This window comes from Thauera propionica (genome assembly GCF_002245655.1).
Classification (GTDB): domain Bacteria; phylum Pseudomonadota; class Gammaproteobacteria; order Burkholderiales; family Rhodocyclaceae; genus Thauera; species Thauera propionica.
The window spans coordinates 124603-140298 of the sequence record NZ_NOIH01000008.1 but is presented as its reverse complement, the minus strand read 5'-3'; the positions used below and the strand labels follow the sequence as shown (position 1 = coordinate 140298).

17 protein-coding genes are annotated in these 15696 nt (G+C 67.1%); 6 read left to right on the top strand and 11 right to left on the bottom strand.

Annotated features, from left to right (window positions below; all coding sequences use genetic code 11):
- Positions 1-178: 178 nt before the first annotated feature.
- Entirely contained in the window at positions 179-1093 is a 915-nt protein-coding gene (cobA, locus tag CGK74_RS08710; RefSeq protein WP_094268102.1) for a uroporphyrinogen-III C-methyltransferase, read from the top strand.
- Positions 1094-1165: 72 nt separating this feature from the next.
- Positions 1166-2608, top strand: a complete 1443-nt coding sequence (locus CGK74_RS08705) for a DUF294 nucleotidyltransferase-like domain-containing protein (protein WP_094268101.1) — start codon at positions 1166-1168, stop codon at positions 2606-2608.
- Positions 2609-2623: 15 nt separating this feature from the next.
- Here the strand turns inward: CGK74_RS08705 and CGK74_RS08700 are convergent, their stop codons facing one another.
- Entirely contained in the window at positions 2624-3541 is a 918-nt protein-coding gene (locus CGK74_RS08700; RefSeq protein WP_094268100.1) for a YihY/virulence factor BrkB family protein, read from the bottom strand.
- A 223-nt stretch (positions 3542-3764) separates the two neighbouring features.
- Between CGK74_RS08700 and CGK74_RS08695 the strand changes: the two genes are divergently transcribed.
- From CGK74_RS08695 to CGK74_RS08680, 4 genes are all read left to right on the top strand, one after another.
- Positions 3765-4247: a cytochrome C gene (locus CGK74_RS08695; protein ID WP_094268099.1), complete on the top strand. Its 483-nt coding sequence runs from the start codon at positions 3765-3767 to the stop codon at positions 4245-4247.
- Positions 4248-4336: 89 nt separating this feature from the next.
- The gene (locus CGK74_RS08690; RefSeq protein WP_094268098.1) at positions 4337-4831 is read left to right on the top strand and encodes a hypothetical protein; all 495 of its coding nucleotides are present in this window, start codon (positions 4337-4339) and stop codon (positions 4829-4831) included.
- Positions 4828-6186, top strand: a complete 1359-nt coding sequence (locus tag CGK74_RS08685; protein WP_094268097.1) for a GAF domain-containing protein — start codon at positions 4828-4830, stop codon at positions 6184-6186. The genes CGK74_RS08690 and CGK74_RS08685 overlap by 4 nt, the downstream gene beginning before the upstream one ends.
- Positions 6187-6270: 84 nt before the next feature.
- On the top strand, positions 6271-6708 hold the full coding sequence (locus tag CGK74_RS08680; RefSeq protein ID WP_094268096.1) for a GatB/YqeY domain-containing protein: 438 nt from the start codon (positions 6271-6273) through the stop codon (positions 6706-6708).
- A 54-nt stretch (positions 6709-6762) separates the two neighbouring features.
- Here the strand turns inward: CGK74_RS08680 and mnmL are convergent, their stop codons facing one another.
- The 10 genes from mnmL to lepB form a co-directional block, all read right to left on the bottom strand.
- Positions 6763-7737, bottom strand: coding sequence for a tRNA modification radical SAM protein MnmL/YtqA (gene mnmL, locus CGK74_RS08675; RefSeq protein ID WP_094268095.1), 975 nt, complete (start codon positions 7735-7737; stop codon positions 6763-6765).
- A 92-nt stretch (positions 7738-7829) separates the two neighbouring features.
- Positions 7830-9647: an excinuclease ABC subunit UvrC gene (gene uvrC, locus CGK74_RS08670; RefSeq protein WP_094268094.1), complete on the bottom strand. Its 1818-nt coding sequence runs from the start codon at positions 9645-9647 to the stop codon at positions 7830-7832.
- 194 nt (positions 9648-9841) lie between these two features.
- Positions 9842-10987 carry a beta-N-acetylhexosaminidase gene (gene nagZ / locus CGK74_RS08665; RefSeq protein ID WP_094268093.1) on the bottom strand — a complete coding sequence of 382 codons (1146 nt, stop codon included), beginning with the start codon at positions 10985-10987 and terminating at the stop codon, positions 9842-9844.
- Between the two features lie 18 nt (positions 10988-11005).
- Positions 11006-11383, bottom strand: coding sequence for a holo-ACP synthase (gene acpS / locus CGK74_RS08660; RefSeq protein WP_094268092.1), 378 nt, complete (start codon positions 11381-11383; stop codon positions 11006-11008).
- A 22-nt stretch (positions 11384-11405) separates the two neighbouring features.
- A complete protein-coding gene (locus CGK74_RS08655) occupies positions 11406-12158 on the bottom strand; it encodes a pyridoxine 5'-phosphate synthase (protein WP_094268091.1) in 753 nt (250 codons plus the stop codon).
- Positions 12158-12910 (bottom strand): DNA repair protein RecO, encoded by a 753-nt coding sequence (gene recO / locus CGK74_RS08650; RefSeq protein WP_094268090.1) that lies wholly within the window; start codon positions 12908-12910, stop codon positions 12158-12160. Before recO ends, CGK74_RS08655 begins: the two co-directional genes overlap by 1 nt.
- Positions 12911-12922: 12 nt before the next feature.
- On the bottom strand, positions 12923-13852 hold the full coding sequence (era, locus tag CGK74_RS08645) for a GTPase Era (RefSeq protein ID WP_094268089.1): 930 nt from the start codon (positions 13850-13852) through the stop codon (positions 12923-12925).
- On the bottom strand, positions 13849-14520 hold the full coding sequence (gene rnc, locus CGK74_RS08640) for a ribonuclease III (protein WP_094268088.1): 672 nt from the start codon (positions 14518-14520) through the stop codon (positions 13849-13851). The genes era and rnc overlap by 4 nt, the downstream gene beginning before the upstream one ends.
- Before the next feature lie 4 nt (positions 14521-14524).
- Positions 14525-14887 carry a DUF4845 domain-containing protein gene (locus CGK74_RS08635; protein ID WP_094268087.1) on the bottom strand — a complete coding sequence of 121 codons (363 nt, stop codon included), beginning with the start codon at positions 14885-14887 and terminating at the stop codon, positions 14525-14527.
- A 17-nt stretch (positions 14888-14904) separates the two neighbouring features.
- A complete protein-coding gene (gene lepB, locus CGK74_RS08630) occupies positions 14905-15693 on the bottom strand; it encodes a signal peptidase I (protein WP_094268086.1) in 789 nt (262 codons plus the stop codon).
- Positions 15694-15696: the final 3 nt, after the last annotated feature.

Below are 15696 nucleotides of genomic sequence, written 5' to 3'. Positions count from 1 at the left end.
CAGTTGCAGGGGGCTTCTGATCCTTGATTTGAGTTAATTTTCCACACGCGTTGTGGGGATACAGTTCCGTCACCCGATCAGCGACGCCAAATTGCTGATTGAATAAGCAAAAGACGATATTCGGGAACGCGGTGTACACGGCGCATCCCGGATTCCCCTGGACATGCCGGAGCCGCCCATGTACGCAGCCACCCTCGATCAAACGGCCGCCCTCAAATCCGTTCAGGCCGGTACGGCCCGACAGGCCAGAAGCGCAACGGTCTCGCAGCGCGAGAACACCAGCGCCCCCAAGGGACGGACCATCGCCGAAGACCGAAAGGAAGGCTGTGTGTTTCTGGTCGGCGCCGGCCCCGGCGATCCGGACCTGCTCACGCTGAAGGCCGCACGCTTGATCGCATCTGCGGAGGTGGTGGTCTACGACCATCTGGTCGGCAAGGCGGTGCTGGAGCTGATCCCGGCCTCCGCCCGCCGCGTGTATGCGGGCAAGGAAGCGGGCAATCACGCCCTGCCCCAGCACGAGATCAACCAGTTGCTGGTCGATCTGGCCAGCGAGGGCCTGCGCGTGGTGCGCCTGAAGGGCGGCGACCCGTTCATCTTCGGTCGCGGCGGCGAGGAAATGCAGGCCTTGCAGGCCGTCGGCCTGCGCTGCGAGATCGTGCCCGGGATCACCGCGGCGGCCGGCGCCGGCGCGACCACCGGCATCCCTCTGACCCACCGCGAACATGCACAGACGCTGGTGTTCGCCACCGGCCACCTCAAGGACGACACCGTCGATCTCGACTGGGACGCGCTCGCCCGTCCGAACCAGACTGTCGTCATCTACATGGGCCTGGGCGCGCTCGACATCATCTGCCGCGAACTCGTCGCGCACGGGCTGCCCGCCGACACGCCGGCCGCCGTCATCCACGGGGCCACCACGCCCGACCAGCGCGGTATCGCCAGCACCCTGGCCGACCTGCCGACCGCCGTGCGCGAAGCCGGCCTGCGCCCGCCTGCGCTGATCATGATCGGCAATGTCGTCAGCGTGGGCGACGCCACGGTGCAGACCGCCTGTGCCATAACGAGTGGCGCAAACACGCCATCACAGGGCTGATCCAGCGCAATAACTGCACTTTGGCCATGGGTATAATCCGCAGTTCATACCCAACATCTGCGGATGCCCTCCATGGCCGAAGAAAACCAGTTTTTCCGCCCCGTTCGCGATTTCTGCCAGCGCAGCGTCATGACCTGCAGTGCGGACGATGCGTTGGTATCGGCCGTGAGCACCATGCGCGAGCGCAACATCTCGAGCATGGTAGTGCTCGAGGCCGGCAAGCCGCATGGCATCTTCACCGACCGCGACCTGCGCAACAAGGTCGTCGCGCCCGGGCGCTCGCCGGTCGAGCTGAAGGTCGGCGACATCATGCATTCGCCCCTTGCCACCATCGGCGAGGACGACGTGCTGTACGAGGCGCTGTATCGCATGTCGCGCCTCAAGATCCATCGCCTGGTGGTGGTCGACGACGCCGGCGCATTGTCCGGCATCATCACCGACACCGACATCCTGCGCCTGCAGGCCCACTCGCCGCACCAGCTCGTGCTCGACATCGAGAAGGCGGCCTCCATCGACGACCTGCGCACGCTGCACGGTCGCATCCAGGCGCTGGTGCTGCACCTGTCCGGCACGGGCATCCCGATCCGCGACATGGTCAAGCTCATCGCCAACCTCAACGACCAGGTGCTGATCCGCCTCATCGCGCTGCTGCGCGCAGACAAGTACCACGACCTCACCCACGACTTCGCCTTCGTCGTCATGGGCAGCGAAGGCCGTGGCGAACAGACCCTGTCCACCGACCAGGACAACGCGATCATCTACGCCGACACCCTCACGGCCGACGAGATCACCCGGCTCGAAGCCTTCTCCCATGACCTGATCGAGGCGCTGATCTCGATCGGCGTACCACCCTGCCCCGGCGGCATCATGGCGAAGAACCCGCCATGGCGTCGCAGCCTGTCGGGCTGGAAGATGGAGCTGAACCGGTGGCTATCCACGCCCACGCCCGACAACGTGATGACCGGCAGCATGTTCATGGATCTGCGCGCGCTGTACGGCCGCAACGACCTCGTCCAGGCGCTCAGGAACCACGCCTTCGCCACCCTGAGCAAGGACCAGGGTTTCCTGATGCGCATGGCGCAGAACATGACCAACTTCCTGCCCCCACTGGGCTGGTTCGGCAAGATCAAGCTGGAAAAATCTGGCCCGCATCACGGCAAGCTCGATGTCAAGAAGGCGGGCATCTTCGCCATCACCGACGGCATCAAGGCGCTGGCGATCGAGGCCCACGCGCTGGATGGCACCACCCATGACCGTATCGAGGCGCTGACCGCAGCGGGCGTCATCAAGCCCGAGGACGCCAAGAACCTGGTCGCGAGCTTCGACTTCCTCGTCATGACCCGCCTGCGCAGCCACGTCGAAGCGCTGCGCGCCGGCCAGGAGCCGACCAACTACGTGTCGATGGACATGCTCAACGTCATGCAGCAGGGCGAACTGCGGCTGGCGCTCGAGCAGGTGGCGAAGTTCCAGGGCTTCATCAAGCATCATTTCCGCCTGCACCTGCTGCGCAACTGACCCGGCAGCCGGCGCTCAACCCGCCGGCTCGACGTCCTGTACCGGACTGCGCGCAACGCGGACCGCAGTGGGCCGCGGAACGATGCGCCCCCCACCGGCCTCGACCATTGCGCGCGTGAAGGCGGCACCGAACAGCAGGATCAGCGACGAGTAGTTCACCCACATCAGCAGCAGCACCAGCGAACCGGCAGCGCCGTAAGTGGATGCCGTGGCCGTGGTCGACAGATAGAGCGCGATCAGCGCGCGCCCGAAGGCGAACAGCAGCGCGGTGACCAGCGCCCCCAGCCACACGTCGCGCCAGCGCAGCACCACGTCCGGCAGCACGCGGAAGATGGTCGCGAACAGCAGGGTCACGACCACCAGCGACACCGCCCAGTCCAGGCCGAGCAGCAGCACGCCCGGCACCGGCAGCCAGTCCTGGGCGAAGGTGACCAGCGCCCGCACCGCCACGCTCAGCATCAGCGATACCAGCAGCACGAAACCGATCGCCAGCACCACCGTCAGCGACAGCAGGCGTGTCTTGAGATACAGCAGCACGCCGCTGCGGGTGGGCCTTGGCGCCACGCTCCAGATCGCGTTGAGTGCCCCCTGCATCTGCGCGAACACCGTTGTCGCGCCGAAGACCATGGCACCGAAACCGGCGATGGTGGGCAGCAGACCGCTGTGCTCGATGCGGCTGTTCTGCACCGCAGTCTGCACCGCCGCCGCTGCCCCGGCACCGATGGCCGACTCGAGCTGCAGGGCGATCTCGCCCTGGGCTGCACTCTCGCCCAGCACCAGGCCGACGATGCTCACCGCCACGATCACCACCGGCGCCACCGAGAACACCGTGAAGAAGGCCAGCGCCGCCGCATGCACGAACACCTGCGCCTCCAGCCACACCCGCAGCGTCGTCTTCGCTACCTCGATCCAGTACCGAATCCAGTTGCTCATGCATCCCTTCCTGCAATTTGGCAGCCCTCCGTCATTAGGCCGCCGCCACCAGGCTCATGCAAGCCTTCTTCCCCGGACTGGCGTGGCGCACTTAGCAAATTCTTAGCATTCGCCGAGCTGTAATTTAGCAATCATCGGTCCCTGGCATCGCCACACTGGTTTCCTCGCCGGCACATGCCACCGTCGAACTGCATCCAAGGAGCCGAATGCCATGAAGTCCCCCATGAAGTCCATCCTCCGCACCACGCTTTCCGCAATCGCAGTCCTGCTCGGGGTCGCCAGCGCCCACGCCGACGACGGCGCCCTGATCGAGCGCGGCCGCTACATCGCCCGCATTGCCGGCTGTAACGACTGTCACACCGCAGGCTATGCAATGAGCGGTGGCCAGGTACCCGAGCAGGACTGGCTGACCGGCGATGCCGTCGGCTGGCGCGGCCCGTGGGGCACGACCTACCCGACCAACCTGCGCCTGAGCATGGCGGCGATGAGCGAGCAGCAATGGCTCGAGGCTGCGCGCACGCAGACGGCCCGTCCGCCGATGCCCTGGTTTGCGCTGCGCGACATGGCAGAGGACGACCTGCGCGCGCTGTACCGCTTCGTGCGCTCGCTCGGCCCCGCCGGACAACCCGCTCCGGCCTACCTGCCGCCCGGGCAGGAACCGGCCGGCGTTGCCATCATCTTTCCCGCGCCGCCCCCGTCGCGCTGAGCGGGGATCCACGAAGGGGCCTGTCAGATGGTACGGACACCCGAATCGTCTTTCCGGAGGACTGCACGGATGGCTATAGTTGCAGAACCATGGCCCATCCGCCGCCCCTCCTCGATGCCGAGCAGGCCGCCTTCATCAGCAGCGGCCTGTCGATCAGCGCTGCCGCCTGCCAGCCCGGCGCGCTGCCCAACCTCGCCCGCGCCACCGGCTGCCGGGTATCCACCGATCGCTGCACGGTGACGCTGCTCCTGTCACGCCCTGCATCGGCCGCCCTGCTGCAGGACGTCGCCGACAACGGCCGCATCGCCGTGGTGTTCAGCGAGCCCGACAGCCATCGCACGCTGCAGCTGAAAGGCACGGACGCACGCGAGGTCGGCCTGGAGCCCGGCGATCCGGCGCGCGCCCAGCATCACGTCGACCGCTTCGTTGCGCGGCTCGAACCGCTCGGTTATCCGGTCGACGTGCTGCGCACCCTGCTCGCCTGTGCGCCGGAAGATCTCGCGGCGCTGGCCTTCACCCCCAGCCGCGGCAGCTTCCAGACGCCCGGCCCCGAGGCTGGGACACCGCTGCGGAGCGCATCATGAAAATCGCCCTCGACGCGATCCGTAGCTGCCTCGAGGGCGCGATTCCCGGCCAGATCGCTACGGTCGCGGCCGATGGCACGCCCAACGTCGCCTACCTGTCGCAGGTGCAGTACGTGGATGCGAGTCACGTCGCGCTGTCCTGGCAGTTCTTCAACAGCACCCGCCGCAACATCCTCGACATCCCGTTTGCACGCGTGGCGGTCATCGACCCGGTGACCGCAGCTCAGTATCGTCTGTCGCTGCAATACCTGCGAACCGAGTCGGCGGGGCCGCTATTCGAGACTATGAAGGCCAAGCTCGCCGGCATCGCCTCGCATGCCGGCATGACGGGCGTATTCAAGCTGCTGGGCGCAGACATCTACCGCGTGCTGCGCATCGAGCGCGTACCGGGCGCAACATTGCCCGCCCCGCCGCCGCGCCACAACCTGCTCGCCGCGCTGCGCGCCAGTGCGGAGCAACTGTGCCGCTGCACCGACCTCGAAGGTCTGCTTGGGCAGACGCTCGACTGTCTGGAACTGCGCTTCGACATCCACCACGCGATGATCCTGATGCTGGACGCCGCCGTTGGCCGGCTCTACACCGTGGCCAGCCGCGGCTACGAAGTCTCGGGCATCGGCTCGGAGATCGCGCTCGGCGACGGCGTCATCGGCGTCGCTGCGCGGGAGCGGACGCCGATCCGCATCGGCCACTTCGCGGCGGACTACAGCTACGGCCGCGCCATCCGCAACAGCCTGGCGCGCGAGGGACTGGTGTCGACCGGGCACGAGATTCCGCTGCCCGGGCTGGCGCGCTCGAGCAGCCAGCTCGCGCTGCCGATCCACGCCGGCCGGCAGCTGGTCGGGGTGCTCTATGTCGAGAGCCCCCTCGAGCAGCGCTTCGGCTACGATGACGAAGACGCGCTGGTCGCCCTGGCGGGTGGGCTCGGGGCCGCAATTCAGTTGCTGCAGCAACAAGGCACCGAGGAGTCAGGCCGGACCAGCACTCCGGACGCCGCTGTGCCCGACACCCTCAGCAACGAGGGGCAGCCACTGACGGTGCGGCACTATGCCGAGAACGACAGCGTCTTCCTCGATGGCGACTACCTCATCAAGGGCGTCGCCGGCGCAATCCTGTGGGCGCTGCTGAACGACTACGCGAACCATGGGCGGACCGCCTTCACCAACCGCGAACTGCGGCTCGACCCCCGCATCCGCCTGCCCGACCTCAGCGACAACCTGGAGGCACGGCTGATCCTGCTGTCGCGCCGCCTGCAGGAAAAGAGCGCCGCGATCCGCATCGACAAGCCCGCCCGCGGCTGCATCCGCCTGCGGCTCGCGCGACCCGTCGAACTCGTCGGCATTATCGCGTCGCACTGACTCGGAGTAATGCGGGAAACGGTCGTACGCGCCCGACGCTGCGGTAAACTTCCGCGCATCCATTCAATGCACCCGGAGCCCTAGATGAGCCTGCTGGCCCAACTCAAGAAAGATTCCATGCTCGCACGCAAGGCGGCCGACAGTGTCCGCGCCACACTGCTGAGCACGCTGATCGGCGAAGCCGAGATGGTCGGCAAGAACGCGGGCAACCGCGAGAGCACAGACGACGAGGTGCAGCAGACCATCCGCAAGTTCCTCAAGAACAACCAGGAGGCGCTCGGCGTCATCAAGGATGCCGAACGCCGCGCCGTGCTGGAACAGGAATCCGCGATCCTTACTGCCTACCTGCCGCCGATGGCGACCGAGGAAGAGGTGAAGGCCTTCATCGCCGACACCGTCGCCGGCCTCGCCGAGCGCGGCCCCAAGCAGATGGGCGTGGTGATGGGCGCACTGAAGGCGAAGTACGGCAGCGGCTTCGATGCCAAGCAGGCCAACGCCTGGGTCAAGGCTGCGCTGGGCTGACGGCTTTGCCGGCGGGCGCCACGCGCGTCTGGCACCGGGGACCGCACCCTGCGATCAGGCAGCCCCGTAAAGGCGCCCCTGCCAGCTTCCCCGCCGCGTGAGTTCGGCACTGAGCCGCGGCGCCAGTTCGGCCAGGCGCATGTTCCATTGCGGCGCCAGCTTCAGCGCCGGCGGCACCTCACTACCCAGGCGCTGCAGCATGATATGCGGCGCCAGCCGTTCCACGAAATCGGCCAACAGCGCGATGTAGGCGTCCTCGTCCAGCAACGGCACGGATGCCGGATCCCGCTGCCAGTCCCTCGCCATTGCCGTGCCCCGCACCAGCTGCAATTGGTGCAGCTTCAGGGCTGCCAGCGGCAGCGCTGACAAACGCCGCGCTGCGTCGAGCATGCCCGCGCGGGTCTCGCCGGGCAGGCCGAGGATCAGGTGGGCGGTGCTCTCCAGTCCGCGCGCTGCCGCACGGCGGATGGCGTCCTCGCTGCAGGCGAAGTCGTGGCCGCGGTTGACCCGCCGGAGCGCCTCGTCGTCGCAGGACTCGACGCCGATCTCCAGTTCCACGATGTGCTCGCGCGCAAGATCCGCCAGGTAGTCCAGCACCGCATCCGGCAGGCAGTCGGGCCGCGTGCCGATCGCCAGCCCGCCGATACGCGGATGCGCGAGCGCCTCTTCATAAACCGCCTTCAGGCGCTCGAATTCGCCATAGGTATTGGTGTAGCTCTGGAAATAGGCGATGAAGCGCGCCGTGCCCGGGTAACGCCGGTCGAGAAAGCGCAACCCGGTGTCGATCTGGGCATGGATCGAATCGCGACGGTCGAGATAGCCGGGCGTGAAACCGGCGTTGTTGCAGAAGGTGCAGCCGCCCTGCCCCAGCGTGCCGTCGCGGTTCGGGCAGGTGAAGCCAGCGGCCACCGACACTTTCTGCACGCGGCCGCCGTAGCGGCGTTTGACGTGATCGTTCCAGGCGTTGTAGCGGCGCGCACCGAAAGGCGAACTGGTTACGGCGGCGGCAGGCGTGGCAACTGCATTCATGGGTACGGCATCGGCTGGACGGATCGGAGGCGGCGCAGTATGCCGCGGGCACCGCGCGCCGCCCTTGACCCGGCGCAAACGGCGCCCGGACTTCAGTGCAATGCGGCGTAGATCTGTTCGGCCAGCTTGCGACTGACACCGTCGACGCGGCACAGGTCTTCCACCGTCGCGTCGCGCACGCCGTCCAGTCCGCCGAAGGCGGCGAGCAGGTTGCGCCGGCGCGACGGGCCGACGCCGGGGATATCCTCGAGCTTGGAGCCGACGCGTGCCTTGCCGCGCTTGGCACGGTGGCCGGTGATCGCGAAACGGTGCGCCTCGTCGCGGATCTCGACGATCAGGTGCAGGGCGGCCGATTCGCCGCCGAGCGCCAGCCCCTCTCGGCCGTCGGGAAAGATCAGTGTTTCCAGACCCGCCTTGCGACCCTCGCCCTTGGCCACGCCCACCATCGCCACCGACTCGAGGCCGACCTCGGCGAGAATCTCGCGCGCGGCGCTGACCTGGCCCTTGCCGCCGTCGATCAGGATCAGGTCGGGGCACACGCCCTCGCCCGCCGCGACCTTGCCATAGCGGCGCTCCAGCGCCTGGCGCATCGCGGCGAAATCATCGCCCGGGGTGATGCCGGTGATGTTGTAGCGACGGTACTCGGCGCGCTTCATCGCACCGGCCTCGCACACCACGCAGGATGCCACCGTGGCCTCGCCCATGGTGTGGCTGATGTCGAAGCACTCGATCCGCTGCGGCGCCTCGTCCATGTCGAGCGCGGCGCGCAGGGCTTCGAGGCGCTGCTCGATGCGGCCGGTGTCGCGTGCGCGCGCCTGGATGGCGAGGCGGGCGTTCTTCTCCGCCATCTCCATCCACGCCTTCTCGGCGGCAAAACGCGGCGAGACCACGCCGGGCGGGCGATCCGTGATCTCGGCCAGCGTCTCCTTGACCGCCTCCGGCGGGAGATTCACCAGAATGCGCGCGGGGATGGGGTGCTGGCTGTAGTGCTGCTCGACGAAGGCGAGCAGGCTGTCCGCCGCGCCCGATACCGCCGCGCCGCTGGGAAACTGCGGCCGGTCGCCGAGATGGCGGCCACCGCGCACCATGGCGATGTTCACGCAGGTCATGCCGTCCTCCTCGATCGCGGCGAGCACGTCGACATCCTCGTCCTTGCGGCTGTCGACGAACTGCTTGTGCAGCACCGCCTGCAGCACGCGCACCTGGTCACGGCAGGCAGCGGCCTCCTCGAAGGCCAGGCGTTCGGCTGCGGACTGCATGCGCGCAGTCAGGTCGTCGATCACCTCGTTGGCCTGACCGTCGAGAAAGCGGGTGGCGAGTTTCACGTCGGCGGCATAGGCCTCGGCTTCGATGAGGCCGACGCAGGGCGCGGTGCAGCGCTTGATCTGGTGCAGCAGGCAGGGGCGCGAGCGGTTGGCGAAGACGGTGTTCTCGCAGGTGCGCAGCTGGAAGGTCTTCTGCAGCAGGTGGATGCTTTCGCGCACCGCCCAGGCGTTCGGGAAGGGGCCGAAGTAGCGCGCGCCCTTGGTGAAGGCGCCGCGGTGGTAGGCCAGGCGCGGATACTCGTCGGCGGAGAGCTCGATGTAGGGGTAGGTCTTGTCGTCGCGGAAGAGGATGTTGTAGCGCGGCGCCAGGCTTTTGATGAGGTTGTTCTCGAGGATCAGGGCCTCGGCCTCGGAGCGGGTGGCGGTGATGTCGACTCGCTGCACCTGCGCCACCATCATGGCGATGCGCGGGCTGGAGACGGTTCTCTGGAAGTAGCTGGAGACGCGGCGCTTGAGGTTCTTGGCCTTGCCGACGTAGAGCACCTTGTCGTCGGCGCCGATCATGCGATAGACGCCGGGCTCCTCGGTGAGGGTACGGAGGAAGGGCTTGGGGTCGAAGGCGCTAACAGGCGTCGGATCGGTCATGGGGGGACGTGTTGAACGGGGCTGGAAACCATCGGTGACCTGGAGCGGATGCGGGGTGCTCCTTCCATGGTCTGCGGAACTCGCTCGCGCTGCTCGCTCAGACAGTCCTCGCCCATTTCAGGAACACCCCGCATCCGCTCCAGCGCAGTCGATACGCGACGGCCGCTTGAGAGACGCGCTGCGCTACCCGGGGATTATCCGTCCTTGCGCAGGACTTCGGTACGTTGCTGGCCGATGGTGGCGGCGGTCATCGTCGGCGCGGCACTCGTGTCTTCGGGAATGGATGCGAGGTGCTCGCGAGCCTGGACATAGGGGGCGTGCAGTTCGAGTGCGAAGGGATCGGCGAGCCAGGCGGGCCGGACCGTGTTCGGCACGATTGCCGCGAGGCGGGCAAGGTTGTCTAAGTCGGGGACCGGGGCCCAGCGGTCGAGCAGTTCGGCCGCAAGGTCCGGGCGGTTGCAGACGAGCAGCATGTCGCAGCCGGCCTCAAAGGCGGCCTTGGCGCGGCCGACGATGTCGCCAGCGACGCGGGCGCCTTCCATGTTGAGATCATCGCTGAAGATCACGCCCTTGAAGCCGAGACGTTGACGCAGCACGTCCCTGAGCCAGAAGGGCGAAAAGCCCGCCGGTTGGGGTTCGGGGCTGGGGTCGGCATGGGGGTAGATGACGTGGGCGGGCATCACACCGGCGAGCTGGCGGCCGAGGCGGTGGCGGTAGGGGGCGATGTCCTCGGCCCAGAGGGTGTCGAAGTCGCGGTCGTCGACCGGCACGTCGTGGTGCGAGTCGGCCTCGACGAATCCATGGCCGGGGAAGTGCTTGCCGACGCAGCCCATGCCGGCTTCGGCCATCCCTGCGCACAGTGCCTGCGCGAGCGCGGCGACGGCCTGCGGGTCGCGGTGGAAGGCGCGGTTGCCGATGGCGCTACAGCAGCCATAGTCGAGGTCGAGCACCGGGGTGAAGCTGAGGTCGACGCCATGCGCCAACAGTTCCGCCGCAAGCACGAAGCCGGTGGCGCGGGCGGCGTCGAGCGCTGCAAGGTGGTCCTGCGCCCACAAGGCACCGAGGCTGCGCATGGCGGGCAGGCGGGTGAAGCCGTCGCTGCGGAAGCGCTGCACCCTGCCCCCTTCGTGATCCACCGCGATGATCAGCGCCGGGTCGCGCAGTGCGCGGATCTCGGCGGTGAGCGCACGGAGTTGGTCGGAACCGGTGTAGTTGCGCGCGAACAGGATCACGCCGCCGACCAGGGGGTCGAGCAGGCGTTCTCGCTCCTCATCGGTCAGGGCGGTGCCGGCGACGTCGATCATCACGGGGCCGCGCGGACGGTGGATGGTCTGGGTCATGGGGTCAGGTCCTTGCTCTCAGACACGTTCGATGAGCGCGAACGCCACGACGTTGTCGTCCTCGTCGCTGATGCTCAGGTGGGCGCACAGTCCACGCTCGCGCATGTGCGCGGCGAGGCGATCGTCGTAACGGTAATCGGGCTTGCCAAGGGCATCGTGGCCGACGGCGACAGCGTGCAGCGTTGCGGGCACGGCGACACCGGTCCCGAGCGCCTTGCCGAAGGCTTCCTTGGCGGCGAAGCGCTTGGCGAGGAAGCGCGCCGGGTCGCGGTGGGCGCGCCACGCCTCGACCTCGGAGGCGGCGAGGATGCGCAGCGCGAAGCGCTCGCCGTGGCGCTCGAGCGATTTGCGGATGCGCTCGATGCGCACGATGTCGGTGCCGATGCCGTGGATCATGCGCGGTGCGTCGCGGACCGGATCAGGCGGTCTGCGCGGCTTCGCGCATCAGGCGCTTCATCTCGGCCACGGCCTCGCGCAGGCCGACGAAGACCGAGCGGCTGACGATCGAATGGCCGATGTGCAGCTCGCGGATGCCTTGCAGGCACGCGATCGGCTGTACGTTGTAGTAGTTAAGCGCATGGCCGGCGTTGAAGCGCATCCCCAGGCGACGCACCACCTCGCCCGCTGCGCGGATCTTGTCGATCTCGACAAGCACCGCCGGCGCATCGGCATCGCGGCCGGCGGCATGGAAGGCGTGGGCGTAGGGGCCGGTGTGGATCTCGCACACGCGGGCGCCGATGCGGGCTGCGGCTTCGATCTGCTCGGGCTCGGCGTCGATGAACACGCTGGTGACGATGCCGGCGTCGGCCAGGCGAGCGATGACGTTCTTCAGCCGCGCCTCCTGCGCCAGCACGTCGAGGCCGCCTTCGGTGGTGATCTCGTGGCGGCCCTCGGGCACCAGCATCACCATCTGCGGCTGGGTGCGGCAGGCGATGGCGACCATCTCGTCAGTCGCCGCCATCTCGAGGTTGAGCTTGACCTGGGTGAGCTCGGCCAGGCGGCGCACGTCCTCGTCGTTGATGTGGCGGCGATCCTCGCGCAGGTGGATGGTGATGCCGTCCGCCCCGCCGAGATGGGCCTCCACCGCGGCCCACACCGGATCGGGCTCCCAGGTGCGGCGCGCCTGGCGCAGCGTGGCAACGTGGTCGATATTGACGCCGAGTTCGATCATCAGAGTTCCTGCAATTCCTTCAGCACCCGGCGCGACTGCAGCGGCTGGCCGCCCAGGGTGTGGTTGATCAGCATGCGCAGCAGGTGCTTGGACTGGGCGAGCGTCTCTGCGCGGGAAAAATCGTCCGCCGCCATGTCGAGCAGGGTCTGCCCTGACAGCAGCGGCTGGTCGCCGAGCGTAGCCACATCGATGCCCTCATGCTCGAGGGCCTCCAGCCGCACCGGACCGCGTTCGATTATATAAAGGTAGCGCCCCTCGGGCCGCACCGGCTCACCGCTCTCGGCCTCCTCGGCAAGCCCCGCCTCATAGCCCAGATCCTGCAGCAGGGCGAGCTCGAAACGGCGCAGGATCGGCGATTCCGGCTCGCCCCGGCCCAGTCCGCGCACCGCCTCGGCATAGGCCGAGAACAGGCGCGGATGCGGGTCCTCGCGCGCCGTCAGACGGACCAGCAGTTCATTGAGGTAGTAGCCGCAGATCAGCGCGCGACCGGTCAGCAAGGGCTGGCCGCCCTGCCACTCGGCGCGCACCAGGGTTTTGACCTCTCCACCGCCGGACCAGTCCATCAGCAAGGGCTGGAAGGCCATCAGCACGCCGCGCAACTGCGAATACGGCCGCCGCGCGCCCTTTGCGACGAGGCCGACGCGACCATGGTCGCGCGAGAAGACCTCGACGATCAGGCTGGTCTCGCGCCACGGCAGGGCGTGCAGCACCCAGGCGGGCTGCTGCTCGACGCGCTGTTTCGGACCCGCCATGCGCTGTCCGGCTTACTCGTAGCCGAGGCTCTTCAGCGCGCGCTCGTCGTCGGCCCAGCCGCTCTTGACCTTGACCCAGACCTCGAGGAACACCTTGCCGTCGAACAGCTTCTCGAGCTCGACGCGAGCCTCGCTGGAAATGCGCTTGAGCTTCTCGCCGCCCTTGCCGATGACGATGGACTTATGGCCTGCCTTGTCCACAATGACCGCGGCGTGGATGCGGCGCAGGTTGCCCTCGACCTCGAACTTCTCGATCTCGACCGCAATACCGTAGGGCAACTCGTCGCCGAGCAGGCGGAACAGCTTCTCGCGCAGGAATTCCGACGCCAGGAAGCGCTCGCTGCGGTCGGTGATCTCGTCTTCCTCGAACATCGGCTCGCCGAGCGGAAGCAGCGGCGTGGCGGCCTTGACCAGTTCCTCGACGTTGCGTCCCTTCTCGGCCGACAACGGAACGATCTCGGCAAAATCACGTACCTTGCGAACCTCGTCGATGAAGGGCAGCAGGCGCGCCTTTTCCTTGAGCTGGTCGACCTTGTTGATGACCAGGATGACTTTCGCCGCCTCGGGAATCACCGACAGCACCTTGCGGTCGTCCTCGCCGAAGCGTCCCGCCTCGATGACGAAGAACACCAGGTCGACGTCGGCCAGCGCCTGCGACACACTGCGGTTCATGGCGCGGTTGAGCGCGTTGCGGTGCTTGGTCTGGAAGCCCGGCGTGTCGACGAACACGAACTGCGCGCCGGCCTCGGTCAGGATGCCGGTGACGCGATGGCGCGTCGTCTGCGCCTTGCTCGAGACGATGCTGATCTTCTGTCCGATAAGGCGGTTGAGCAGCGTCGACTTGCCGACGTTGGGGCGGCCTACGATGGCGACGAAGCCGGCGCGAAATCCGCCCTCTTCACCCTGGCCTGCCGCGTTCTGATCCGGATGCTGTTCGTTCATTTGTTCCTCAATGCTGCCAGCGCAAGCTCGGCCGACTGCTGTTCCGCCACGCGGCGGCTGGGGCCCCGTCCGAGGGTGCGAATGCCGAACTTCGGCACCTCGCAGGCCACCTCGAACTCCTGCGCATGCGCCTCGCCGAGCGCCTGCACCATCGAATATGTCGGCAGCGCCACCTTGCGCGCCTGCAGCCATTCCTGCAAGGCCGTCTTGGGGTCCTTGCTGGGCCGCTTGGGATCGACGTCGCCTAGGGCCTGCGCGTAGAGACGGTCGATCACGGCCTTCGCCGCATCGAAGCCCGCATCGAGGAAGACCGCGGCGAACACCGCCTCCATGGCATCGGCCAGGATCGATGGGCGGCGTGCGCCGCCCGACTTCAGTTCGCCCTCGCCCAGCCGCAGTGAATCGCCGAGGTCAAGATCGAGCGCGATACGGTACAGCGCATCCTGGCGGACCAGCGAGGCCCGCACGCGCGACAGCTCACCTTCACGCAGCTGACCGAAGCGGCCGAACAGCGCGATCGACATCACGCAGTTGAGGATGCTGTCGCCGAGAAACTCGAAGCGTTCGTTGTTCGGCTGACCGAAACTGCGGTGCGTCAGCGCCTCGTTGAGCAGGCCGGCATCACGGAACCGATGCCCGAGCCTGTCCTGCAGGCGGTCAAGCGACATCGGCTCAACGCCCCTCGCTGGTGGCGTGGAAATCGATCACCAGGCTGACGTTGGCGAAAAGAGGCACGCGACGCTCGTACTCGACCTCGACCAGCGTACGACCGCTCACCTTCTCGATGAAGAGGTCCGCACCCTGCACCGAAGTCACGTTGTCGACATCGGCGCGGCGGCTGAAGCTGCTGCGAATCTGGCTGACCGACGCGCCGTCATCACCTTCCTTCGCCAGCGCACTGACGATGCGCTCCAACGCCATGTACTCGGTGACCGCGGGTACGCTGCGGAAGCCCACAAGTATCGCCATTGCCGCGAACGCGCCCACGATGAGCACGCTGATGAGGGTCACGCCCTTTTGTTGCCTGTGGTTCATCTATCTTCCCCCGAACGTCAGTGAAAGCTGCCGATGCGCTTCATGTCGTTGAAATTGAACCAGATGAAGAAGGCCTTGCCGACGATGTTCTCTTCCGGCACGAAACCCCACACCCGGCTGTCGCTGCTGGCATCACGATTGTCACCCATGACAAAGTAATGCCCATCCGGAACGGTACACGCAACGCCGGCGCTGGTGTAAGTGCAGTTTTCACGGAACGGGAAGTTCATCACCTGCGGCACGAAGGCCGGCGCATCGCGTTCGATCAGCACCGCGTGCTCGACCTCGCCGAGCTTCTCGGTGTACTGCGGCGAATAGTAGAGGCGATCGGGGTGCAGGTAAGTGCCGGCCTCGGCGATGGCGACGGCCTCGCCGTTGATCGTAAGGCGCTTGTTGCGATACTCGACACGGTCGCCCGGCAGCCCCACCACCCGCTTGATGTAATCGAGCGACGGATCGGCAGGATAGCGGAACACCATCACGTCGCCGCGCCTGGGCAGGTTCACCTCGATGACCTTCCTGTTGATCACCGGCAGCCGGATGCCGTAGGTCCACTTGTTGACGAGGATGAAGTCGCCCACCAGCAGGGTCGGGATCATCGAGCCCGAAGGAATCTTGAACGGCTCGACCACGAAGGAGCGCAGGCCGAACACGATCACGATGACCGGGAAGAAGCTCGCACCGTACTCCACCCACCACGGCGCCGGCGCGTGGGACGGGCGTCGCTTGCGCGCGTGAAAGCGGTCGAAGAACCACAGCACGCCGGTAGCGACGAGCAGCAGGAAAAGGATCAGGGCAAAGTTCATGCG